This is a genomic window from Petrimonas mucosa (assembly GCF_900095795.1).
In the GTDB taxonomy this organism is placed as follows: Bacteria; Bacteroidota; Bacteroidia; order Bacteroidales; family Dysgonomonadaceae; genus Petrimonas; species Petrimonas mucosa.
In genome coordinates, this window is record NZ_LT608328.1 from 2,691,667 (window position 1) to 2,717,910 (window position 26,244).

Below are 26,244 nucleotides of genomic sequence, written 5' to 3' on the forward strand. Positions count from 1 at the left end.
AGATCATGAAGAAAGAATATATCAAGTTAATATTTACCGCATTAATCTTACTCTGCATACAGTCGTGCGCCGACCTGGACCTGCCATCCGATGGAAGGTTGACACTCAAGGACATGTTCAGCAGCTATCAGAGAACAAAGAACTATTACAACTCCTGCAAGGCATATTTTCCCCAGGTAGGATTCATGTATCAGGAGCAACGCACACCATTGGCCTCCTTCAGCGATGAAGCACACGATGCCAGTGATGGTGTAAGCGGTGCAGTTTTCGACTGGTACAACAACCGCACCTCCTCTTCAAACAATCCTGTTGCCGGAAGCTACTCCTGGGCACACTATTTTCAAGGTATCAGGAAATGCAATACATTCCTGGCCAGCATCAATGACCCGGAACTGGCAACAGCAGTCATCGACGAGGATGAAAAGAATGGATGGATCGGCGAGATACTTGTTTTGCGCGCATTCTACTACCTGCAATTGATCAAGCGCTACGGCGGCGTACCCATCATCGATACGCCTTATGAGGTCACTCACGACTTCTCGCAAGACAGAAGGGCCTCTTTCGAGGAGTGTGTCGACTTTATCATGGCAGATTGTGATGCAGCTCTGGCAATCCCCGAGAGTGAAAAGTCGGACATCGGGTTCAGGTGGTACATCAATGACAATGAACGGGGTGTGATTACCCGGGCTTTTGCATATGCCGTCAAATCGCAGGCTGCACTCTATGCAGCGAGCCCCTTGTGGAAAACGGGCGAGAGCAAATATGACTGGCAAAAGGCTACTGAAATTACCAAAGAGGCATTGGATCAATGTCTGGCACATGGATTTGAACTGTTTAACACCAAACCTGCTGAAGATATTGCACAAAATGCATATGCCTATTACTTTATTCTCCGTTCAGATCCGAGCCGCTCGGTCGACAAGGAGACAATCTTTGAAAGTACCAGCAGCCGTACCAACGTATGGAAATATGCCGGAACGCCCATCACCGAAGGGGCAGAGAAAGCCGGAGCCGGTCCCTCCCAGGAACTGGTTGACGCCTACGGCATGCAAGCTACGGGTGAAATGGCGATTTTAGGCTATAACGATCAGGATCACCTGCAGCCCATCATCAATACAGCTTCCGGATATGACCCCTCCAATCCTTATGAAGGGAGAGATCCCCGCTTCTATGCATCCATCTACTACAATAATTCCCCACGGTCTCTCTCTACAGGGAATATCGAAAAGGATCTCTACCCGATGAGCCTGAACGAAGGTGTAAAGAACAACGTGACTGTAACCCGTCAGGGAGATGAGATCACCCTGACAACTACCGGCAGCGACCCTTGGATACATGGTAATCCAATAGGAAGAAAACTCTCGAATGCAGAAAAAAGGGTAGTTAGCTTTGAATATAAGAGTAGCCAGACTGTCTCCAGTGTCGAATTCTTCTTTTGCGTGGCTGGCGGTCCGCAGGGAGGTGTTTCAACAGGTGAGAATATCCGCATTGAAGCATCCTCCGAATGGAAACGTTTCGAATATGACTTGAGTGATGCCATTGCAAGATGGGGATTCGGGGTCAACGCAAACGGAGGAGCACAACCTGAAAATCACTTCTTGCGGTTCGATCTTACCGGAGGGGCAGGTTACGAGATCACTATCCGGAACCTCCGTATTGAAGCATTTACCCCTCCACCTGCTCCCGTTCCAGTGGAGACCTTCGTTGGTGGTAACTGTGGAATATCCGATGATATAACCGAGACACGCTATACCCGTACAGGATACTATCTCAGAAAGTTCAACAACTACAAATCCAATGTCAATGTAGATGGTGACGGTTTCATGAAGGTGTTCAGGCTGGCCGAACTCTATCTCAATTTCGCCGAGGCAGCCTCCAATGCAGTGGGTCACGAAACGGCCGTAGCCGGAACAACTCCCGGCGCAGCACCTCTTTCAGCAAGAGAGGCTGTAAATATTGTAAGAGCTCGCGCCGAGATGCCTCCCCTTCCAACCGGACTAACTCCAGAGGAGTTCCAGGTACGTTACCGCAACGAACGACAGGTGGAACTTGCCTTCGAGGAGCATCGCTTCTTTGACGTGAGAAGATGGAAGATCCTGAACGAAACCGATAAATTTGTCACCGGTATGAGAATAGTCAAGGAGAACGACAAATTTATCTACAACAGATTCAAGTTGCAGGAAAGGGGAACCAATGCCGACAAGTACCTGATTCTCCCGATCAGCCTGTCGGAAGCATCCAAGATGGAATCATTTACTGGCGTAAACTGGCAGAATCCGGGCTGGTAATTGACTCTTGAATAGTTAGGCATTCATTTTACTGAACTTCGATAGCTTTCATAAGAGGGATGAAAGTTATCGAAGTTCTCATTTTTAGACAAGTGAGCAGACCTGCCCAATAACCACTCTTTTTAATTAACACTTCATTGTGTTACTGCCACAGTTGCACGCCTGGATAAAACGATTTAACGATTTTTTAAAATTATGCGATCCGCTATATAATTGAATCATAATTTTTTCACGCAGCGACTTTAACGATAATATCACACTACTGTCCACTTAAAATAAATTGAGCGTCAGTTGATTATCATTTCGATCTTTGACATCATTGATATCTATATTGGTAAATAGTTCATTTACAGGAGTTCTATCTAAAAGAGAGATTCCTAAAATTTGCAAAATCTCGTAAGTTGTTCGCTTGATTTGTAAATCGTGTCCTACAATCGCAACCAAACAATATGCGATAATTGCGCTGTATATTTGGATTCTAACCGCATTCCGGGAAGTTCCCCAAAAAGATTTGATCTTTAGATGCTGTTTGATCCATTTGAAGAACAGTTCTATTTGCCAACGGTTCTTATAAAGCATTGCAACCTGATCGGCTGTGAGTTCAAAATTATTTGTAAGGAATATGAGCGTCGTGTTCTTATCCCTGTCATAAAATGCAACTCTCCTGAGGCTTTCAGGATAATCTTTAGATGTGTAGAATCCTTTCAAGAAACCTGTCTGATCGGTCATGACACCTGTAGTTTCATCTACCGGATTATGAGACTTAACTTCAAACTTCAGGTTCTTTTTGGCTCTGACTACAAATGAAGATTCCAGTTTTGTAATCCTATAAAGACGGGTGTAATCAACATATCCTCTGTCGAAGATATAATAGGCACCCACCTCATATGGAATTACATCCATTGCATTCATGTCATTAACCGAAGCAGTTGTAATATGCACAAAAACCGGTATTTGTGTGGTTATATCCAGAAGAGTGTGGATTTTTACTCCACCCTTATTCTTGCGAAACTTAGCCCACCAGAATACTGACAAGCATAAATCGACGGTTGTGGAATCGAAAGCATAGACTTTACCTTTTATCTCAAAATCATTGTTTTCCAGCTTTTGTCTGGCAACTCCGATGAGATAATAAGCAAATTCTTCAAAGATCCTATAATCGCGATTTTCATTTGCTTTTGAAAGATTACTACGGGTAACACTTTTTCCAAAACCGAGATGGTAACTTTTTCTGCTGTGGGCTTCAATTGCCACAATCAAATCACGTAAACTGTCACGGTTGGTAAGTTGCCCGAACACCATTACAAGAAGTTGATTCCAACATGTAAAATGTTTTACATATCTGTTACCATCATACTTTAAGACAATGGTGTCAAAAACTCGCTGAGGTAAGAATTCTACAATCTGAGCATATACGAATTTGCCTTTGTTCATTGTTCCTTCATAATAAAAAGAACAAAAATAAAAATTCAAATCGTCACGCCGAAAAAAGTACTGTAAAGTATAGTATATCAATAATTTCAAAGAACATTTTCTAATTTTTAGTGGACACTAACGATAATATCATTTATCTTTATTTAAATATCATAAATTACAGCCCCAGAATGTAGCCAATCTTCTACTTTTGTAAAGAATTAATAAAATTTAAGCCACATTTTTTAATTTCTAAACCCATAAAACGTGTAAACTATGCCAAGCAGTTAATTAACCTAAGAATGAAAATTAGCAATGATTCTGTTTTTTAAAACCTTAAAAAAGTAAGTTTTTGTCATCAATAATCTAAAAAAAAGAAAGAATGAAAAAGACAATTCCAGTAAATATTGGGAGAAGGCTCATGTTCTTTTTTTTGTGTTTGTATTCTTTCGGAATATTCGCACAGAACGTCGATGTTACAGGTTATGTAACCGATGCAAAGAATGAGCCTCTCATCGGGGTAACCTTGAAAGTTATCGGCGAAAGCGAGAAAGGAACGGTAACTGATTTCGACGGGAAATTTATCCTTACGAATGTTCCGTCAAACGCAAAGATCGAAGTATCTTATGTAGGCATGCAGAAGCAGGTGATCGAGCTCAAGGGTAGAAAAACGATAAATATCGTCATGAGCGAAGATACCGAGCTTCTGGATGAAGTTGTAGTTGTTGCTTACGGTGTACAGAAGAAAGTTTCCGTAACAGGTGCAATTTCCACCGTCAGCACAAAGGATTTAAGGGTCTCCACTTCTCCCAGCCTTGCAAACGCACTTGCTGGCCGTATCGCCGGTCTTACCTCAATGCAACGTGTTGGAGGACAACCGGGGGTGGACGATGCCACAATGTACCTACGCGGGGCAAGTAGGTAGTGTTACATTTAGTGTGTCTCTAGTCTATTGCTTTATCAGTCTTATAACAAATTTATTTCTTTTTTTTAATTTCACCTAATCCATGACATGTATTTTTTAATTCCGATACTTGCACAAGGATTACATGCGCAGCATGCAACTTGCTTGTCCTTGTGCAAGTAAGAGGAATTAAGGACCTTTGTCATGGGTTGGCGGGAAATACCTTCACTCACCGGGGAACAACGTCTTGTCCCTGTCAATACCGGGTAATTCCCTGTTATAAGCATCCTTGTCCATCGCCACTTTACCGATGAGTACCAGTACCGACTCCTCATTGGGCATTGCCCCTCGCATCTTCAATACGCGCCGGAAGTCCTTGTTAAGCCGCTCTATCCAATTTGTGGTGTAGACCATTGACTGGATACGGGGGTGGAATTGCAGATAGGTGAAGTAATATTTGTAGGAAATATCCTCCCCCATCCTTTTGATGCTCCTGTAATCCTTTCCCCATTTTTGGCAAAGTGCCGTCCAGTTTTGCCAGGCTTCGCACTTGGTGTAGTCTTTCTGGCCCGTACGGAACACTTCGCGTAAATCCTCCGCCAGCTCCATTTTGTCACCATGGCGCACTTTGGAGAGCATGTTGCGCTTCAAATGGGTGACGCACCGCTGCAGCAGGGTCTTCGGATAAACGACCGACAGGGCCGAGTCCAGGCCTGTCAGCCCGTCGCTTACCAGCAGTCCTATATGACCTGCCCCACGACTTTGGACATCCCGGAAGATATCTTCCCAGCCCGCGGCACTCTCCGTGGGGCGGTTGTAAATACCCAGCACCTCACGCTTCTTGTCCTCTTTCACCCCCAGGACCACATAGAAAGCCTCAGTGGCTACTGAACGTTTACGGTGGATCTTGATATGGATGGCATCCACCAATACAATCGGGTAATAACCCTCCAACGGACGGTTCAGCCACTCCTGCACATCGGAGCGCAAGTAGTCAATCATGCGCGAAATGCTGGCTTTGCTGTAATGCTCACCGTAAATCTCACCGAAGATCTCGCCGACCTGCCCCTGGGTCAAACCCCTGCAATAAAGGCTGCCGGCCAAACGTTCGCACTCCAGTTCCTGGTCACGCAACAATGCAAGAATCTTTGGATGGAAGTTGCCGTAACGGTCACGTGGAATCCTGAATTCCAGAACACGGCCATGCCCGAAACTGCGACCCTGACGGTAACCATTCCCTTTGTTACCTTTTGACTGGTCTAAAAACTCGCGACGCTCTGCCAGCATCATACTCTCAAGCATGATTTCCATTAAATCGTGTAACCCGTTTTCGCGCTCTGAATGTTTGGCCATTACGGAAGAAAGCTGTTCCTTTGATAGTAACATAGTCTTTGAATTTTATTGTTTGTTATGGTTATTTGCAAAACTAATAAAGTTTTTAGACTATGTTCTTTTTTTACAGGTACAGACACACTTTTTGGAACAGTATCGGCAAGTACCACAAACGGCACCAACCCGTTGATTCTGATTGACGGAGTTCCCCGCGACAATATCCGTACACTTGACATCAATGAGGTAGAATCTATCTCGGTATTGAAGGATGCATCTGCTACAGCCGTATTTGGAGTCCGTGGTGCCAATGGTGTCCTGATCATTACTACCAAACGTGGATCGGAAGGGAAACCGGAACTTTCGGTAAATGTCACACAAAGTTATTCGAAACTTACCCGTGAACCTGATATGCCAGGATCTGTAGAGTATATGAACCTTCGTAATGAGGCGATGGCGAACGACGGATTGGAACCGGCTTTCACCCCCGACATCATTGCCAAGTTCGAAAATCCGTTGGCAGGACTCGATCCGAATGATCCCGACTATGAATCGAAAGCTGCTATCAGAAAATGGATGTATCCGAATAACAACTGGTACCGGATGCTGATCAAGCGTTGGTCACCGCAAACCACCGTCAATGCCAACATGAGCGGTGGAACGGATAAGATCTCCTACTTCATGAATGTGGGCTACCTCCACCAGGGCGGAAACATGAACACCCTCTCCAAGGATATCCTGAAGTATGATCCCTCCTTTAAGCTGGATCGCTACAGTTTCCGCTCCAACATAGACTACAAGGTGACCAAATGGATGAAAGCCTACCTTAACCTGGGTAGCTATATCGAAAAGGTAAATATGCCCAACCCGGGTGTAATGTATGGAGGTGACCGCAACTGGCTGGTACGCGACATGCTATACCAGGCACAGACCATCCTTCCCATCTCGCCGGGTCCGTCTACAATTGAGGGATTCGGCGTTCCAGCCAACCTCCCGCTCGACCCGACCTATCTGAATGTGGGACACTATGCCGACCGCTCGCCGGTGATGATCATGAACTGGTATGGTTACAACCTCGATACCCGTTCGAACCTCAACTCCTCTTTTGGTCTGGATTTCGACTTGGGAGGTATTACCAAGGGCCTCGCATTGAAAGGTATGATCTCCTACGACGCCTATGGCAACAACATGACCCGTGGAAACATGTTTCAAACCGACTACCAAGCTTTTGTTGACCCGAAAACGGATGAACTCACCTTCTCGGTTCACGAGTTGAAACAGGATAACTTCTACATGTCTTATGCCGAAGGATCACGATACAATGTCAACCTGCAGGGACAACTTCTCTACAACCGCACCTTTGGAGATCACACCGTTGGCGGTATGTTGAGAACAGAACGTGATTACTGGGATTCGGGCGGCAGCGAGATCCCCTTCAACGTGTTGGGTTTCTCCGGACGCGCTACTTACGACTATGCATCCCGCTATTTTGCCGAGGTCAACTTCGGTTATAACGGTTCCGAGCAGTTCTCACCGGAAAAACGTTTCGGGTTCTTCCCATCGGCTGCAGTCGGCTGGGCTGTTTCAAACGAATCCTTCCTTCAGGACAACCCGACCCTCACCTTCCTGAAGCTTCGTGCCTCCTACGGAAAGGTAGGTAATGACAAGATGGGTGGAGCGCGCTTCCTATACCTGGATGATATTACCATGGGAGACGGTTTCTCTGGAAGCCTTGCAGCCGGCAAGGGTGTAAACGAGGGGTTACTGGGTAACAAGATGCTGACCTGGGAAACGGCCGACAAGTATAACTTTGGTATCGACTTCTCCATCATGAAAGATATTACCGGTCAATTCGAACTCTTCCGTGAAGATCGTTCGGATATCCTTCTTTCCAGACAAAGTATCCCCGCATGGCAGGGAACACCGCTCAGCAATATTCCCAAGGTGAATATGGGCGAGATAACCAACAAAGGATATGAAATCGAGTTAGGATATAACAAACAGATCAACAACGACCTCTTCATCAATGTAAAGGGGCAACTCTCCTACAACCGGAACAAACGGATTGTGATGGACGAAGTTCCTCGTGACGAAACCTATGCGTACAGATACAGGTCAACTGGCTACCCGATCGGACAGAGCTGGGGTTACCTGATCGACTGGGATCAGGATGGCGGATACTGGACTGAAGAGACGTTGGCCAACCCCGACAGGGTAACTTACGACTTCGGAACCCCGGGGCCTGGGGACTTTGTTTACAAGGATCTCAACGGTGACGGCGTAGTCAATGATAAGGACCAGGCTCCCATCGGTGTGGGAAATATTCCGCAATACAGCTACGGTGCCTCCTTCTCGGCACAGTGGAAAGGATTTGACGCCTACATCTTCTTCCAGGGTCTGGCGAAGTTCAACTCTACCTACGCACAGCAGGGTACATATGAATATATCATCAGAGGAACCTACTTCCCCTACCATAAAACTGCATGGACACAAGAACGGTGGGAAAATGGCGAGAAAATCACCTATCCGGCACTTCACACAGGTGAATCGACCAACCACAAGGCTAACTCATTCTTTGTGTTTGACCGCGACCTCTTCCGCTTGAAGAACTTCGAGATCGGGTATACCTTGCCGAAAAACTCGCTCAAGAAACTTGGAGTTACCAATCTCAGGCTGTTCCTGAATGGACAGAATGTACTGACATGGTCTCCCAAATTCAGACCAGCTCACCTGGATCCTGAAAATGATGACTCGATCGGTTATCCGCAAACAAGCGTTTTCAGCTTCGGTACGAATATCAAGTTTTAAATTTGTTAACAAGATAAATTGGAGATATAATGATGAAGAATAACAAGATAATCAAAATCGGAGGTATGGCGCTTCTGCTATCGCTATTTCTCTTTTCATGCAGTGATGTGCTGGATCAGGCCCCCGATGGAAAAATATCGCTTGCCGATGTTTTTAATGATGATGAAAAGACAGCAGCATACCTTAACAGCTGTTACCTTTACATCCCTGCAGAGGGACATACCTACTTCTTCTGGATGCGCGGACCTGTAGACTGGAGTGACGAAGCGTGGGATACCGACGCCGAAGCCGAGTCGTGGATCACATCGGGTCTGCTCTATAATGGAAACGTATCGGCTGCGTCGCACTTCAATACCAGTTGGGCCGAAAACGGAAACGGCAACTACTGGGTGCGGATGTGGACAGGCATACGGAAATGTACTGTCTTCCTCGACAATATCGAGACCGCGAAAGTTAAGGACGAGAATAACCGTTCGAGATGGAAAGCGGAGGCTCACCTGTTACGGGCCTATTACTACATGTTCCTGCTCAAATTCTTCGGATGCCCGCTCCCGATTGAACGGACTGCATACTCCTACACCGATGATTTCTCCACCACTGAACGCAGCTCATACTACGATGTGGTGAAATTCATCATCGAAGACTGCGATGCGGCTCTTGCTAGCCCCCATCTCCCTTGGCGAATCACCTCTAATGCCGAAGGATACCGGTTTACAAAAGCTGTTGCTGAAGCAATCAAATCGAGAATGTCACTCTATGCGGCCAGCCCGCTTTACAACGATGGCCAGAACCATTGGGAAGAAGCTTACCAGATCAGCAAAAACGCACTGGAGAATTTAAAAAAGAACGGTTACGAACTGTACGACAAGGTCAACTTCCCATCGTGGAAAGACAACCCGGATGTTCATCTGCCCAACGATGCAGCCAAGCTGTTCAATGAATATTTCTGCAACAACATGGGCTTTGAAACCAATCCGACCGACAAAGAGACCATCTATCAGACCAGTGCCGGCCAGGACTGGATCAACACCGAGGGTATCGGTGCCGTAATGGGCTACAAATCGGGATCGTGCCCCTCACAGGAGATTGTGGACTGCTTTGAGACCGTTGACGGCCAGCCTATCCTTGATCTTGCCAAACCGTATGTAGATGAGGTGACACACCTGCAACCCAACTACAACCCGGCAAATACGCTGTATGATCCGCAGGATCCATATGCAAACAGGGATCCCCGCTTCTATGCATCGATCTATTATAACGGATCGAAACGGACCTGCTTCTGGATTTTCGATGAGACGTCAGAAAGCGTGGAGAATTACCCGGCTAATAAGGGATATCGCACCCGTATCATTGCCACCTGGGCAGGCGAACCCCAGACCGGCAGACATCCGACCACACGTAAAGCTACCCGTACGGGCTACTTCCTCCGCAAATTCCTGCATCCCAATTCAGGACAGGAAGTGGTTACTGCCGCACACGCCAAGGCCAAAGTGATGCGCCTGGGTGAGATCTACCTCAATCTGGCAGAAGCCGCTGCAGAGGCCAACCACCTGGAAGAGGCCTACGAAGCTGTAAATACAATCCGCCGCAGGGTTGACATGCCACCGCTTCCCGCCGGTCTTTCGAAAGAGCAACTGGTTCTCCGTATCCGCAACGAACGCAGGGTGGAGCTGGCTTTCGAGGCACACCGCTATTTTGATGTACGCCGCTGGCACAAGCCGGACGAGACACTCGAAACGACAGACCGCTGGATTACTGCAGCTTATGTGACCCGTAACTTGGATGGCTCTTATACCTACAATCGGGGCCCCGTCTCGAAGGAGCGCTTATGCTATCAAAATAAGTTTTTAAAATTCCCGATTCCGCTGAATGATGTCAATATCATGCTGGCACTCACCGGTGAAAACTGGCAAAATCCGGGTTGGTAACCATACTTATAAATTTTTAAATAGATCTATCTATGAATAATTATAATAAAAAAATTCTTTGGTCGTTCACCTGTTTACTGCTATGGGTCTTCTCGCTGAATGCCCAGGTAAGAGGGACGGTTAAAGATGGATATGGCCGTATCCTTCAAGGAGTCTTGATTGTCTCTGAGAATGAAAAGAACATTACCATTACAGACAAGAACGGAAATTACGACCTCACGGTCAACGACGAGAGCGGGTACATCACATACTCCCTGGAGGGTTATATCTCACATCGTGTTGACTTAACCGAGGCTATCTTCGAGGAGAAGACTGATGTTACCCTTGAGAGGGCAGAGACTTTCGATCTCGATGAGCAGGTCTTTACCGGCAATTACAAGCAGAACAAGGAGAAGGTTACAGGATCGATCTCACGTGTAACGGGAAAGGAACTGGAACGTTCACCGGTAGGAAGCTTGTCGATGTCGCTGGCAGGTAGGTTGCCGGGACTTTTCACCCGCGAAACCTATTCCGAACCGGCACGTACAAATACCGAACTTTGGGTCAGGGGGTCAACCTCTCCCAACGGCGGTACAGCATTGGTTGTAATCGACGGCTTCCCCTACGATTATAACGCAAATCAGCTTTTTGAATACATCACTGCCAATGAAGTGGAATCGATAAGCGTCCTGAAAGATGCTTCAGCACAGGCGCTCTACGGAATTCAGGGAGCTAACGGGGTAATCGTGATCACCACCAAAAGGGGGATCAAGCAGCCACTGAAGATTGATGTGACTGTCAATCATACCCTGGAGCAGCGCACCACTACTCCTTCCCATATCAATTCGGCCGACTTTGTACAGTTACGCAACCAGGCCGGATTCAACGATGGTAACGGTGAATACTCCTATTTCAGCAAAACAACAGTGGAGGGCTTCCTTGCTGGGGACAATCCGCAATATTTCCCCAATAACAACTGGCGGGAGATGAACGCCAAGGACATTACCCAGATGAGTCGCCTCAACATGAACCTCACCGGAGGTAACGACAAGGCTGTCTTCTATACCAACGTCAATGTGTTGAACCAGGACGGCATGTGGAAGGTGGATCCGGGAACCACACAGTATAACCCCAATAACCAGTTCATCTGGGCCAACATCCGCTCCAATGTTGATGTGCAACTGGCAAAATACCTCTCAGTGGGGTTGAACCTGAGCGGTAACATCAAACGGGAAAGGACTCCGGGTGGTCATGGCGTGGAACTGGCACACGGCGGAAGCTGGGACGGTTTCGCAAACAAAATATGGTACCGCTTCTACTCATTGCCACCCTACGTATACGGACCGACCACCCCACTGGTACAAGATCCTGAGACTGGAGAGATCAGCGGAGGCGACGTGGTGATTACGGAGACCGAACCGGTTACATCGTGGGCCCTGATCAACAGACTGGGTTATGACCAATATACGGTTACCAACATCTATGCACAGTTCATGCCGAAACTGGACCTCAGTTTCATTACTCCTGGACTCAGCATCAGCGGCAGCTACGGTTATCAGACAAATGCCGTGAAAGGGCTGTTTGTAAACCGGACCTACGAAGGCTGGGTTCGCACAAGGGATTATAGCGAGCTGGAGTTCCAGAAAATCGGCACCCAGGTTAACTCACCGCTGCAATACAGATCCAGCGCAAGTTTCTATTACAACCTGAACTACAAAGGGACTCTCAACTACCAGCGCCGTTTCAACGGTGTACACGATATCAACGCAATGGCATACAGCTTCTATCAGCACCTGAACAAGGCGGGTGGTGGTCTGCCCTATAAACGGTCAAACTCGGGGATCGGTGTTGGCTACGGATATGACGATCGCTATCTCGTAAGGGTTGATCTCGGTTATTCCGGTTCAGAGCAGTATTCACGTAATAACCGCTTTACCGCCTTCCCGGCTCTCTCTGCCGGATGGGTTGCCACCAACGAGGAGTTTCTTGAAGAAAATCAGCTATTGACCTATCTGAAACTGAGGGGATCATGGGGAAAAACCGGTAACGACCGGGGGATCGGACGTTATGTCTACCTCGACAACGTCACCCTGACCGGTGGTGGCTTAGGCTTCCTCGGGGGACACAACGTGAACGAGGGACAGGTGGCCAATCCATTTCTGGATCCCGAAATCATCACCAAGAAAAACCTCGGTATCGATCTCTCACTGCTGAACAACTTCACACTTACAGTTGACATCTACAATGAAAGGACAGAAAATGGTGTGACCAGCGCAACTTCAAAAACACCCGAATACCAGGGTGTTCCCCTGGGCAACTACCCCAGAGCGAATGTGGGTATCTTTGAAAACAAGGGTTACGAAATCTCGCTGGGGTACAACAAGGATATCACCCGCGATCTCAACCTCACCTTGGGTGGATGGTTGGCACAAAACAAGAACAAGGTGATCTTCTGGGATGAAAGCCAGAGAGTCGAGGATTTTGCCTACCGCATCCGCACCGAAGGATATCCTCTTGGACAGGCCTGGGGTTACATCGTTGATGATCACAACGGCAACGGCTACTTCAATAGCCAGGAAGAGATCGACAACAGTGGGCTGGTATATGAGATCGGCACACCCAGACCGGGATACCTGAAATATTACGACCTGAATGCAGACGGCAAAATCAATGACAAGGACAAGGCTCCGCTTGGAAACGGTTCAATGCCACAGTTCTTCTACGCGTTCAATGGCGGACTGAAGTACAAGAACTTCGACATGAGCGTACTCTTCCAGGGTATTGCCGACTACTGGACGGTAGATATGTCGATGGGACGTGTTGAATATTCGTTTGAGGGTGTCTACTCGGAGTGGCATAAGAACGCCTGGACCGCTGAGAGGTATGCCAACGGCGAAAAGATTACCTATCCGGCATTGTCGGCACAAAAGAATTCAAACCACGAAGCGAGCAACTTCTTCCTTGAGGATAAATCTTACCTCCGGCTGAAGAATCTGGAGATCGGTTATACTTTTGATCTGTTTAACGGCACGAGGCTCTATTTCAGCGGACAGAACCTGATTACCTGGGATAAGCTGAAACATGATCTCTATGGTCCTGAAGCGCACTATGCAGGCAGTTTGGAAGCTGTTCCCGTCTACCGTCTCTACAATGTTGGACTCAGTATTAAATTTTAAAACATGAAAGTAATGAAAACATATATCCAGATATTGTTTATCTTATTGGCGCTGGGATTCGCCACCTCCTGCAATGAGGCGCTGGAGCTGGAATACGACGGGCGCACCTCGCTGGATGAACTATTCAAGACGCGAAACGGAGTAAGGGGATACCTCAACTCCTGCTACGGAGCCAGGATCATGCCCGATATCAACCGGGCGACCCTTACCGACGAATCTCAAAGTTCGGACATGCTTTTTCAGGGATCACATGCTGCCCTCTGGTACGTGGATGCATTCAACGCATCCAACTACTCGAATGTGGATGGTCAACCCTGGGGTTCCATCTACCAGGCGATACGTCGCTGCAACATCTTTCTCAACAGGATCGAAGGGGTCACCGCAAACGAACTGGCCTCCCTCGAAGAGGAACTCTCCTCCTGGAGGGCACAGGCTCATACCCTGAGAGCACTCTATTACCTGCAGTTGATGAAACGTTACGGGTCTGTTCCCTTGATCACCGAACCCTACGAAATCAATCACGATTTCTCGAAAGATCTCCGCGCACCGGTTTCGGCTGTAGTAAAACAGATTCTTGACGACTGCGATGCAGCAATGAGCGAACCCGTTTCAACCCTCAGCTTCTCCTGGACAGTCAGGACCGGGGAGAACTTTATCATGAACAGGGCGGTTGTCCAGGCTATTCGCTCGCAAGCCATTCTTTACGCTGCCAGCCCGCTCTATGCCGATGGCACCTACACATGGCAGGATGCCGCAGAAATCACCGGCAACGCACTCTCCAACCTGCTGGTTAACGATTACAAACTCTGGACCGAGGAACCGGAGAACAACAGCGCACAGAACCTGTATGAACTCTATTTTATCACCCCGCACGATGAACAGCGTGCCCGTGACAAGGAGACCATCTATCCCGGCAACAGGGTAAACATCTGGGGAAACCACGGTATGCCCTCTACCCCGGGACAGACAACAGCCGGCGCTTGTCCGACACAGGAGCTGGTAGACTGCTATGAAATGCAGGCCACCGGCATGCTTCCTATCTCGGGCTATTCAGATCAGCAACACCTGCAACCCATCATCAATACGGCGTCGGGGTATGATCCGAACAATCCCTACGAAGGACGTGATCCCCGTTTCTATGCAACCATCTATTTCAATGGAGCTGTTCGGGATCTCGGACCCTCCGGAGGTTTGGCCAGGGACGACCACTATCCGTTGAGCATATCGCTGGCAGGCGGCAGCCATAGTATCGATGCAACCGAACTTGAAGAGGAGGGCGCATTCAGGCTTGAGACAACGGGAGGAGATCCCTATATCCCAACCACCCCGCTCACCCAGGACATCAACGCCACTACCGGCTCGATTCTGCTCAAATTCAAGTACAAGAGCAACAACAACATCACCAATGCCCAGTTCTTCTTTGCTGCTCCTAACCCTGCAGGTGGAGAGTCGACACCGGAAAACGTGGTGCTGAACAAAGCAACTGAATGGACCGACTTTGAACTGGATCTCACCCCCTACAGGAACAATAGCTGGTGGAAATGGGGAAAACCTGGGCACTACCTCCGTTTTGACGTGGGTGCAGATGCTGGAAATATCGTAGAGATTAAAGATATCGAGATCAATGTAAGGGTCGAGTCAGTTCCTGCAGATCCCTGCGAAAGCTTTGTAGGCGGCGTGGACGGCATCTCCAACACTAACCGGAGAGCAACCTTCACCGGATACTATCTCCGCAAATATAATAACTGGAAATCGGGTCGCGATAACGATGCAGATGGCGAAATCCGCATGTTCCGCCTTGCAGAGATGTACCTCAACTTTGCTGAAGCAGCATATCAGGCTACCGGTAATCCGGAAACGGCAATCAATATTGGAAACGGTATAACGATGAGCGCCCGTGATGCAGTAAACGCCATCCGTCGCAGGGTAGGAATGCCCGACATACCGGCAGGATTGTCAAAAGATGAATTCGAGAAACGTTACAGGAATGAACGCCGTGTGGAACTTGCCTACGAAGGTCACCGCTATTTCGATGTCCGCAGGTGGAAAATCATGGAGCAGAGTGAACGTTACGTGACCGGCATGCGCATCACCAAAAACGATGATGGTAGTTTCAACTATGAGCGTATCGGTTTCGAACGCGAATCTTATAAGGAAAAAATGTACTTCTATCCGATCCCGCAAAGTGAAATCGACAAGATGTTTACTCACACAGGTATGGATTGGCAGAACCCCGGATGGAATTAATTATCGAAAATTTTTAGCATATGAAAAATAGAATAGCATTGCTTCTCTGTGCCTGTTGGGGAATTTTTGCCCTCAACTCATGCAATGACCCCTATCCTGAAACAATCGAACTGGAACAGTTTATGTACATTTCATTGTCAGGAGCAGCAGACAACCCGGTAATCAAAGCGGTGGAGGTGGATAGAAACACAACCTTTCCCATCACCATCTCCTACGGTGGCACCACCAATTACAACCAGGGTGAATATGTAGCGCAAATTGCGGTTGACAACTCGCTTGTTTCAAGTTACAACAGCACCAACAACACCAGCTATTTGCAGTTGCCCGAAGGTTCCTTCTCGTTGGACAAGACCAGCGTGACAATCGAGAACGGCAGCAGGATATCCGATCCGATAGTGGTGACCATTGAAGCGCAGAAGATCAATTTCGAACATGAATACCTCCTGCCGGTAACCATTCAATCGGTTACCGAAGGAAAGGTTCCGCTGAACGAGGAGTTGAGGACTGTATACTATGTGGTTAAAGGCAAGGAGTACGACTGGGAGAAAAAGAGCTGGAAGGTGATTGCCTACCGTTCGCAATGGAACGACGACTGGGCCGTATCAAAAATTTTTGATGGGGATAAGAATAGCACCTGGCACAGCGATCCGTTCAATGAAGAGATCAACGGCATGCCTCAATGGTTCGTGGTAGACATGAAGAAGGTGAGGCCTGCCATCAGGGGATTCCTGATCTGGCAACGTCAGGACGATCATGGTATGGAGCCCAAGCATGTTGTATTCTCTGTCAGCGAGGACAACGAAAACTGGACCGTTGTACTCGAGGAGACCAACTTGTCTAACGATTATTCCAAGGAGTTGGACTACAGGACAACCAATCCTGTCCCTGGCCGTTATCTGAAAGTAGAGATCAAGGCAACCTGGGGAGCGAGTCCGTGGACTTACTTCGGTGAGATTACCCCATATTAGGAGAATCAACGGAAGGGGGAACTTGTTTCCCCCTTCTTTTTGACATTCCATTCCTGATACCAGATTACATATTCAGTTACATCAACCTATCAATCAATAATAAAGCGATGAGTATCATCAAAAACCGCATGCACAATTCCAAAAAAACATACTCTCAGACAACGTTATTCCTCCTCCTCTTTGCCATTCCACTATTTTTCAATGCTTGTGATAAAGAGGAGACCGGGAAAGTTGAAGAGATATTCCTCGATATCGAAATCTCAAAACTTCCCGACAAGACAACCTTCCGGCTGGGCGAAACACCTGATTTCACAGGAATAGAAGTTCAGGAGATCTATACAGACGGAACGAAAAAACCAAACAACAACTTTAAAATCGACTGGTCGACCGATATTTTCAAGCGTGGCACCACCCAGGCAACCGTTACTGCAAGAGGACGACGTGCCACCTTCGAGATCTCCTTTGGAGGCGATCTCGTGGATACCGGCCTTCCTGTTGTCTACATAGAGACGGTGGATCAGGCTCCCGTTGCATCAAAAGATAACTATGTTGAAGGTACGCTGGTAATCAAGGAGAATGGAAAAACTGTCACCGAAAAGAGCATGCGTATCAAGGGCAGGGGTAATGCAACATGGACCTACCCCAAGAAACCCTATAAGATCAAACTCGACAAGAAGGCATCCATCCTGGGTATGGAAGAGGCTAAAGATTGGGTTTTACTGGCAAACTACTGCGACAAGACGCTTCTCCGCACGGCCATTGCATTCAAGTTAAGCAGGTTGATGAGATTCCCGTGGACTCCGGACGACCGTTTCGTAGAGTTGGTGCTTAACGGCGAATACCTAGGCAACTATCAGCTGGTGGAACCGGTTGAACAGGGAACTAACCGTGTAGATATTCCGGACGATGGTTTTCTCTTCGAACGTGACGGATACTATAATCAGGAGGTCAACTATTTCGTATCCTCTAGGGGGTATGGATTCTCTTTCAAGAACCCAGATCCGGAGGAAGACCTGACTCCCCAGCAATGGGAATATATCAAAAATTATGTCGACACCTTTGAGGGTGTACTCGCCTCTTCCACGTTCAATGACCCGCAAGACGGATATGCACGTTTCATTGACGTTGCCAGTTTTGTACGCTGGTTCGTTTACCACAATATCCTGGCCAACATGGACACAAATGTCTACATGGTCAAGGAGGATATGGGAAATTCAAAAATCGAAATGTACCCGGTGTGGGACTTCGAGTGGTCTCTAGGCATTGGCTGGTACGATGGCGCCCGGCCCCGCCCGGCCAATTATTACGTATGGGAATCCAACGCATTCTATTACGACAAGCTTTTACAGGATCCGGCATTCAAGGCAGAGATCAGGAATTTGTGGAACAGTACGGCTGTCACCGATGAAATTCTCAACTTCATCGATGAGACCGCCGAAATGCTTGACCAATCACAACAGCTCAATTTCAAACGTTGGAATATCCTGAACGAGCGCGTGAGTGTCGGAGGCATACCCCTGGGCTCCTACAAGGCTGAAGTGGATTGCGACCGGCAATTCTTCATCAATCACATGAACTGGCTTAACAGTCAATTCTCGACTTATTAACTCTGACTATCCATATATCTGGTATGCGCATACATTTGACACCACTCCTCTCCGTTCTGATCGGTATCGCTTCATTTTTCCCGGTAAACGGACAGGATAAGTTCACCGCCCTACCCTACGGATCACTCTCAATTGGAGGAGAAGTAGGTGAGAAAATCGACCTCTGCATCGAGAACAGGGTAATGGCACAGGATATCGGACGCCTCATCCTCCCCTTCCAGCTCAGAAACGACGAGAATTGGGGGTTCAGGTGCGAATTCTGGGGGAAATGGGTTACATCGGCCATGCTCGGATATGGATATAAACCTGTGCCGCCATATCGGGAGATTATCGACAACGCGGTAAACGGGTTGCTACTCACACAGACTGCAGATGGATATATTGGCACATATCCCGATCAGCACCATTTGAAAGATTGGGACATTTGGGGCCGTAAATATGTGCTGCTGGGACTATTGGCCTATTACGACCAGATTGGCGACCCGGCAACACTTGAAGCTGCGGAACGGGTGGCGGATCACCTGATAGGCGAGGCCGGTCCCGGCAGCAGTGTAAATCTGGCAGAAACCGGGTGGATCGGGTGGAAAGGACTCGCCTCCAGCTCGGTACTGGAGCCGATTGCCCTGCTTTACCAGAGAACCGGCAAACAGAAATATCTCGACCTTGCCGAACATATCGTACAACTCTGGAAAAGTCCCAACAAGCTGACACCGACAGGCATCAGGCTTGTGGATGAAGCAGTTGCAGAGACCCCGCTCTGGGAGATGGCCGGCGCACCCAAGGCATATGAGATGATGTCGTGCTTCGAAGGTCTCTGCGAGCTCTATCGGATCACCGGAAACCAAGACTACCTCAAAGCAACCCGGCAGCTGGTCAAATCGATTATCCGCGACGAGATCATGCTGGTGGGTTCGGGCTCCCTGCATGAGATCTGGTGCAATGGGAAGATGCGTCAGAACGACCCGATGTATCAGGGTCTGGAGACCTGTGTCACCGTAACCTGGATGAAACTTCTCTACCAGATGTTGCGTCTCACCGGTGACAGCATGTATGCCGATCAGCTAGAAATCAGTCTCTACAATGCACTTTTGGCATCCCAGACACCGGATGGCGAGTGGTGGTCATACTACACCGGACTGATGGGAGAAAGGGTGCCCAGTCACCTCCAGTTTGCAGATGTCGTGATGAGCTGTTGCGTGGCCAACGGTCCCAGGGCAATGTTGCTGACACCTTCATGGGCCGTCATGAGATCGGAAAACGGATTTGCGGTAAACCTCTATGCTCCCATGCAAGGCAAGATGCAGTCGCCCGGCAATCAACCCTTCACCCTAGAGATGTCGACCCGCTATCCGGTTGGTGGCAATGTGGCAATCACCCTCTCCATCCCGAAGAAGGAGCGCTTTGATATCCGCCTTCGCATTCCCGAATGGAGCAAAAAAACGGTGGTTACAGTCAACGGTGAACGTTACCGGAAGAAAGTCTCCCCGGGAAGCTATCTGACCCTCAAGCGGGAATGGTGCAACCGGGACAAGATTGAGGTGAGCTTCGACATGACCGGCTATGTGGTGAATGCACCGTCAGGGGTTCCGGATGCGGCAATCCGGCGCGGTCCGGTGATACTGGCATCCGATACCCGGCTGATACCGTTTCGTCATGGGGTGGAGGTTCCGCCAATGTATCGTTACAGCTTCAGGAAAAACCGGGATGGCTCGATCGATCTCACACTGGTCGATAATCCCCCGGTGAAAGAGATATGGATGACATTCCAGGTGCCGGTAACGGATGAAAGCGGGAAGCAGCACGAGTTGCCCATGTGCGACTACGCCTCAGCCGGAAACAGCTGGAAAGCGGGCAACCTGTTCAGGGTATGGCTCCCTCAACCTTTCGACTTCCGTCACCTCTATATCAATAATCTCGACTGGAGGATAAATGTCACAGATAACGGACCACGTCCCGAGATACCTGAAATTTATAAAAAACAGAACAATGAAGAGTGACAGAAGAACATTTATCAAGAAATGGAGTATCGCCTCCCTGGGCCTGGCCACTGCCATCCGGAGCGATCTGCATGGCATGCCCTTGAACAGCAGTCCAACCTCAGCTATCGAGCCGGAGATTGAACCGCTACCTTCGGGTCAGTTGCACGCACGCCTTACCGACCATGGTGAAGCTTTGATCAACCCCGGAATGGGATGGGTGACCTATTACTATTCAAATCTGTACCAGAATTACGGTTCAAAGTTGGAACCCTCCGATACGGTCCGCTACTTTCCCGGAATGAACACCGTCTTTCTTCGTATACCCTGGGCATTCGTGGAGCCGGAAGAGGGACAGTATGTATGGGAAATCCTGGACACCCCCGCCCAACGATGGATTGAACAGGGTGGCCAGGTGGGAATCTGCATCACCGCGACTGAAAACTGGATGGGATCGGGAACCCCTAAATGGATCTACGATGCGGGGGCCAAGTCATACGAAGTGGATGGATATCTTGAGCCGGACTACGACGATCCGATCTTTCTGGAAAAGGTGGAGAATTTCGTCCGGGTACTGGCTGCCAGATATGACAACAATCCCAACGTGGCCTACCTGTTTGTGGGTCATTACGGAATGTGGGGCGAAGGCCATACCGTATTGACCACACCCAAACATGGCAAATCGTGGGGAGTGGAGACACAGAAAAGGATGATCGACCTCTACCGCAGGCACTTCAAGCACACCACGCTCTGCATATCGGATGATTATGCGGGACATGACCAGCGAGGAGAACGTTTCCCGATCACGGACTACGCCTTTTCACAGGGAGTGACCATACATGACGACAGCATTCTGGTACAACCACCTCCAAACAGTTGGTTTCACAGCGAAATGGCACAGCTCTTCTGGCCCACTCTTCCGGTGGTCCTGGAACATGAGCACTATGGAGGATCGGTCGAAAGGGGAGCTTGGGACAACGATCTGCTCATGAAAGCGGTAGAGGATTATCACGCTTCGTTCCTCTCGATCCACTGGTGGCCCGATCGTTTTTACGAAGCAAACAAGGAGATCATCCGACGGATAAACAGGCGTATCGGCTACCGCCTGCAGGTACCGGAAATCACCTGGCCCCGAACCGTAAGAAAAGGGGAAAAGTTTACCATCAAGAGCAGGTGGGCCAACGCCGGGGTTGCACCATGCTACGGGGGTGGTTATCCCTGTTTCACCCTTAAGGATGAGAAGGGCGGAATCGTATCGGTTCTTACCGACTCTTCCTGCAACCTGAAGGAGCTCCCCGTAAGTGAGGCCGACAACCTGAAGAGCAGGGAGATCACCTCCACCTTCACCATTGCACCTGCTCACCGGGATCACAAGGGAACATTTTTCCGCACATGCAAGCCCGGAACCTACGACCTGTATCTGTCGGCCGGCAAACTCGACGGGACCCCCATCTATGAACTGCCATATGGCAATCACGACGGGCACAGGCGTTATAAGATAGGGAGAATTGTTTTATTGGATTACGCCTCCCGTATGAAAGCAGACAGCCAGATACCTGTTGAATGCAGGCATAGATTGCTCTCTATTGTCACCATGTGCCTCTGCATGCTATCTGTTTATGCCGGCAGGCCAGCACAGCTCCACTGCCTGGGAAACGGAAACTACTGTGTATTCGGCCAGGGAGCAGACATTGAGAGCATATTCGGGCCGGGATACAGTTCACCCTCATACATCCGGCTGATCGTGCAGGATATGGACTCCACCAGCAGTTCACGGATACCGGGAACTGCTATCTGGGAGCATACGCTCTACAAGGGAGGGGAGATTGTGGCGAGATTCAAGGATTTCATCGACAGCAAATCGGCAATCTATACCCGGATGGTGGAGTGCCTCAAGCCTTTTGCCATCAATATCCATATAGAGGAAAGCGACAGGATCACCCTCCACCACACCTCATCCCTGCTGCTCTACAAAGGGAGGGGATTACCCTTTTACGGTGATTATAATCATCCATATGAGCAATTTCAAAATATCTGCTCAACGGGTAACAGTGAACTGAATCAGGTTGAACCCGATCTCTTCTCGCTCAGTTTCAAACCGGGAAAAAGCGAACTCTACTGCATTGGTGGAGCCTCATTTCAGGAGTGTGACGAGAACAGCCGCCTGGCATTGACAGCCACGGCTCCATTCCTGCTGGAGAGAACCAAAAAATATTGGGAGAACTATACAAACCGACGAAAGGCATTCGAGAAGCTCATTCCGGAGAGCTTCCCCATGAGGCGGAAGGTGCTCGACCAGATCGACAACGTGGCCATTATCTTGAAGACCCAACAGGCTACCCAGGGAGCGGTGATTGCCGGACACCGCTACCACCTGGGATATGTAAGGGACCAGTACGGTGTCTCAAGGGGATTCCTGGCGATGGGATATTTTGAGGAAGCCCGGAAAATTCTGCAATTCTACTGGGATATCTGGCAACATTTCGGATATATCCGCAACGCCCAGGCTATTGGAATTCCCGGCATCTTCCACCAGCATGAAAATGACGAGGTTGAAATTACCGGATACCTGATCATTCAAGCTTTCGACTACTTGAACAACACAAACGATGTCGCTTTTACAAGGGAGATCCTCCCCATGTTGGAGTGGGCCTGGCAGGCGCAAAAAAGACACCTGATCAAAGGGATGTTGCCCTTCAACGGAGATGAGACCTACGTGGCCGGTGGGATATTGCCCCGAAGTGCACTGAACGACGGTTCTGCCGAAGCGACTCTCCTTTTCATCGAATCGGGGAAAAAGCTCCTCTCCTTCGTGGAGAAGTACGGGTTATGGAACAGTTCAACCATCCTATCCGACAGGAGACTACTCCATCAGACCGAGAGAGCTTATCTGCAGAACTTCGTATCCGGCAGACAAATTATGGCCAACAACCCTTTGCGGATGGATATTGAATCGATGCCTGAATACCGTCATGGCTTCTGCGCCGGATCACACGGCGTGTTGGAGACCAGAAAGGATAGCGGAGGCAATTACCTCTGTCCCAAATGTATCGCCGAGGGGTTAACCCTCCCGGTGATCGAGCGGAAAAGCTATTTCCTCCCCTCGCTGGCGCTGACCCCACTCTATCTGCGTTCTACCGTGATCCCCCGGAAGATTCTGGATCACAACCTGGCACTTATCATTGACAATTACAAGAGGAAAGGAGAGGTCTCCTCGCGCGAAGGATCCGCCATAACCATCGGATACGAGTATGGCTTCTTTCTCTACGCGCTGAGCAGGTACAAGGAGCCGCTTGCAGCAAGGATTCTTGCCGACATGCTCTCCATCGTGGATGAAACCGGAGCCTGGGTGGAATATTATAACAACGGGGTCCCCATGGGTTGTAACTACAGGCCTTGGGAAAGTGCAATCAATATAGAAGCCATCATCTCGTATGCAACAAGCTATAACAAATAGACGAAATCGTGCACTTGGAAGATGCCGGCTCTACATGGCCGTGCTGATCATTTCATCCGGTATCTTCCAGGCTTGTCAGAAGGAGGAAGGGAAAACAGGAGCGCCGATAATTGTCAAATCAAACACCCAATACCTGAAGTTTAACCTTGCATCGGCAAACCAGCTGACCATCAGCAAGGATGACAAAAATGGCTACTCGATCACCACTACAGGCGGTGATCCCTATATCATGACCGAGGAGATATCAAAGGCGAGGCACGCAGATTCCGTGGTGCTCTCTTTTGAATACAAAAGCTCAAAAGATATCGACCGGCTACAGGTTTTCTTTGGCCCCGACATTGCAGAATCGCGTTCTCTCTTTGGCCCATTGCTGAGTGCCTCCTCCGGATGGAGAACCTATTCGTTGATCATGCCAAAAGAGTTGGAAAAATTCTCCTGGGGAAAAGCGGGTGATATTCTCCGGTTTGATTTTGGCACCGAGAGTGGCGTGAATCTGGCTATCAGAAACATCTACTTCAGAAAGATGAATGCCTTGGAACTCCATGCGTTTGAGGAGGAGGAGGCTCGCATCAGGCAGGAAGAGTCGATCCAGCGCGCATGGGAGGAGTACTTGGCGAAAGATTACGCATCGAAGATTAGCGAAGTGAAGATTGATGCCACAACGGTGACCATCACGGGCGAATACAATGGTGACGGAGCGTTCAGCTTGTGCGAGGTGGTGCCAATGGACACGTTGGTTGCCATGAAGAGTTTCAGAGAGAGAACACCCCTGGATAGCCGCTCCTTCCAGGTCACGCTACCCAGGTTCGTCACCCGTAACGGATTGAATTACGACCGATTGCTATCCAGGTGGGTGATCGTCAAGGAGGGCGGAAACGGCCTCTTAATTGATTCTCATGCCCGGTATCCAGATCTCATTGCCGCCCAACAATCGATGCCTCCGGGAGTGTTAAAGAGCAAAAAGGGGTTGGGAGGCTTTTTCATGAACAGTTTCGCAAGCGACTTGGACCTCCTCGGCATCACCAGCATCACCATCAATATTCCCATAACCGCAATGATGTACACCTATCCGGCAGCAAATACAATCGAGCATGAGTATGGGGGCAGGAGGTACTACTTCTCGAGAAACTACCTCAATGGCATCGATGAAGCATTGAGACTGACAGCCTCCAGAGAGATTGTGGTTGCGGCAATTATCCTGATACAGAAAGCGGCCGAGTGTGTGGATCCGGAAATTGGCAGGCTGCTACAGCATCCCGCATATACCCCGGAAGGAATCTATACAATGCCCAACCTGACAACCGATCGGGGAGTCAACTGTTACGCCGCGGCGCTCGATTTCCTTGCGTCCCGTTACAACAGGCCCGACAACGGTAACGGGAGAATACACAAATGGATCATGCACAATGAGGTGGACGCCGGTCTCACCTGGACCAACATGGGACGGAAGCCAATGATGATTTACCTGGAGAGCTACCTCAGCTCCATGCGGATCTGCCATGCCGTCACCCGGCAATATGATCCCCACAGTGAAGTGATGGGGTCGTTCACCCATTCGTGGTCAGAGCCGGTGGAGCTCTACTCCTCCAAGGAGATGCTGACAGCCATGCAAAAGTTCAGTATCAGGGAGGGGGACTTTCAATGGGGTGTGGCCTACCATCCCTATCCGCAAGACCTGAACGAACCCAAAACATGGAACGATACAAGAGCCACATTCAGCATCAACACTCCCCTGGTCACCTTCAAGAATCTCGAAGTAATCGACTACTGGATCCGAAAAAATGAAAACCGTTACCTCTCAAGCCAGAAAAGAACATTGTGGCTCTCCGAGAACGGAACCAACTCCAGGAGCTACAGCAACAAGGATCTGATGGAGCAGGCTGCCGGTTTTGCCTATGCCTGGAAAAAGTTGTCTCTCCTGGAGGGAATCGATGCCATACAATGGCACAACTGGATCGATAACCGGACAGAATTCGGTTTGAGAATTGGCTTACGACGCTTTCCAGATGACGAGACGGAGCCGGGAGGTGTCAAGCCGGTCTGGTACGCCTACCAGGCTGCCGGCACGGAGAGGGAAGATGAGGTTTTCGAGCCCTACAGATCAATCATCGGTATCCGGCAATGGAATGAAATCATGCACAATGTCATACCCTAAATAACTATC

At 49.0% G+C, this 26,244-nt stretch carries 13 protein-coding genes; 11 read left to right on the plus strand and 2 right to left on the minus strand.

The window, feature by feature from the left end; translation table 11 throughout:
- The first annotated feature begins 5 nt into the window (after nucleotides 1–5).
- Entirely contained in the window at nucleotides 6–2,288 is a 2,283-nt protein-coding gene (locus ING2E5A_RS10780) for a RagB/SusD family nutrient uptake outer membrane protein (protein WP_231960378.1), read from the plus strand.
- Between the two features lie 270 nt (nucleotides 2,289–2,558).
- On the opposite strand, the gene ING2E5A_RS10785 is transcribed toward ING2E5A_RS10780, so the two are convergent.
- Nucleotides 2,559–3,722 (minus strand): IS4 family transposase, encoded by a 1,164-nt coding sequence (locus ING2E5A_RS10785; RefSeq protein WP_071137399.1) that lies wholly within the window; start codon nucleotides 3,720–3,722, stop codon nucleotides 2,559–2,561.
- A 361-nt stretch (nucleotides 3,723–4,083) separates the two neighbouring features.
- Here ING2E5A_RS10785 and ING2E5A_RS10790 point away from each other — a divergent pair, with 361 nt between their 5' ends.
- Nucleotides 4,084–4,626 carry a carboxypeptidase-like regulatory domain-containing protein gene (locus ING2E5A_RS10790; RefSeq protein WP_071137400.1) on the plus strand — a complete coding sequence of 181 codons (543 nt, stop codon included), beginning with the start codon at nucleotides 4,084–4,086 and terminating at the stop codon, nucleotides 4,624–4,626.
- Nucleotides 4,627–4,830: 204 nt separating this feature from the next.
- On the opposite strand, the gene ING2E5A_RS10795 is transcribed toward ING2E5A_RS10790, so the two are convergent.
- The gene (locus ING2E5A_RS10795) at nucleotides 4,831–5,991 is read right to left on the minus strand and encodes an IS256 family transposase (RefSeq protein WP_071136337.1); all 1,161 of its coding nucleotides are present in this window, start codon (nucleotides 5,989–5,991) and stop codon (nucleotides 4,831–4,833) included.
- A 24-nt stretch (nucleotides 5,992–6,015) separates the two neighbouring features.
- Here ING2E5A_RS10795 and ING2E5A_RS10800 point away from each other — a divergent pair, with 24 nt between their 5' ends.
- From ING2E5A_RS10800 to ING2E5A_RS10840, 9 genes are all read left to right on the plus strand, one after another.
- Nucleotides 6,016–8,742, plus strand: a complete 2,727-nt coding sequence (locus ING2E5A_RS10800) for a SusC/RagA family TonB-linked outer membrane protein (protein WP_071137401.1) — start codon at nucleotides 6,016–6,018, stop codon at nucleotides 8,740–8,742.
- A 29-nt stretch (nucleotides 8,743–8,771) separates the two neighbouring features.
- Nucleotides 8,772–10,670 (plus strand): RagB/SusD family nutrient uptake outer membrane protein, encoded by a 1,899-nt coding sequence (locus ING2E5A_RS10805; RefSeq protein ID WP_083373313.1) that lies wholly within the window; start codon nucleotides 8,772–8,774, stop codon nucleotides 10,668–10,670.
- Nucleotides 10,671–10,702: 32 nt separating this feature from the next.
- On the plus strand, nucleotides 10,703–13,825 hold the full coding sequence (locus ING2E5A_RS10810) for a SusC/RagA family TonB-linked outer membrane protein (RefSeq protein ID WP_071137402.1): 3,123 nt from the start codon (nucleotides 10,703–10,705) through the stop codon (nucleotides 13,823–13,825).
- A 12-nt stretch (nucleotides 13,826–13,837) separates the two neighbouring features.
- Nucleotides 13,838–16,072, plus strand: coding sequence for a RagB/SusD family nutrient uptake outer membrane protein (locus ING2E5A_RS10815; protein ID WP_161942009.1), 2,235 nt, complete (start codon nucleotides 13,838–13,840; stop codon nucleotides 16,070–16,072).
- Between the two features lie 20 nt (nucleotides 16,073–16,092).
- Nucleotides 16,093–17,040, plus strand: coding sequence for a BT_3987 domain-containing protein (locus ING2E5A_RS10820; RefSeq protein WP_071137403.1), 948 nt, complete (start codon nucleotides 16,093–16,095; stop codon nucleotides 17,038–17,040).
- A 107-nt stretch (nucleotides 17,041–17,147) separates the two neighbouring features.
- Complete coding sequence (locus tag ING2E5A_RS10825) at nucleotides 17,148–18,647, plus strand: CotH kinase family protein (protein ID WP_071137404.1); 1,500 nt, start codon at nucleotides 17,148–17,150, stop codon at nucleotides 18,645–18,647.
- Between the two features lie 23 nt (nucleotides 18,648–18,670).
- Entirely contained in the window at nucleotides 18,671–20,644 is a 1,974-nt protein-coding gene (locus tag ING2E5A_RS10830; RefSeq protein WP_071137405.1) for a glycoside hydrolase family 127 protein, read from the plus strand.
- Nucleotides 20,634–24,080 (plus strand): DUF4832 domain-containing protein, encoded by a 3,447-nt coding sequence (locus tag ING2E5A_RS10835; protein WP_071137406.1) that lies wholly within the window; start codon nucleotides 20,634–20,636, stop codon nucleotides 24,078–24,080. The genes ING2E5A_RS10830 and ING2E5A_RS10835 overlap by 11 nt, the downstream gene beginning before the upstream one ends.
- Complete coding sequence (locus tag ING2E5A_RS10840; protein WP_071137407.1) at nucleotides 24,058–26,235, plus strand: DUF5722 domain-containing protein; 2,178 nt, start codon at nucleotides 24,058–24,060, stop codon at nucleotides 26,233–26,235. The genes ING2E5A_RS10835 and ING2E5A_RS10840 overlap by 23 nt, the downstream gene beginning before the upstream one ends.
- The last annotated feature ends 9 nt before the right edge of the window (nucleotides 26,236–26,244 follow it).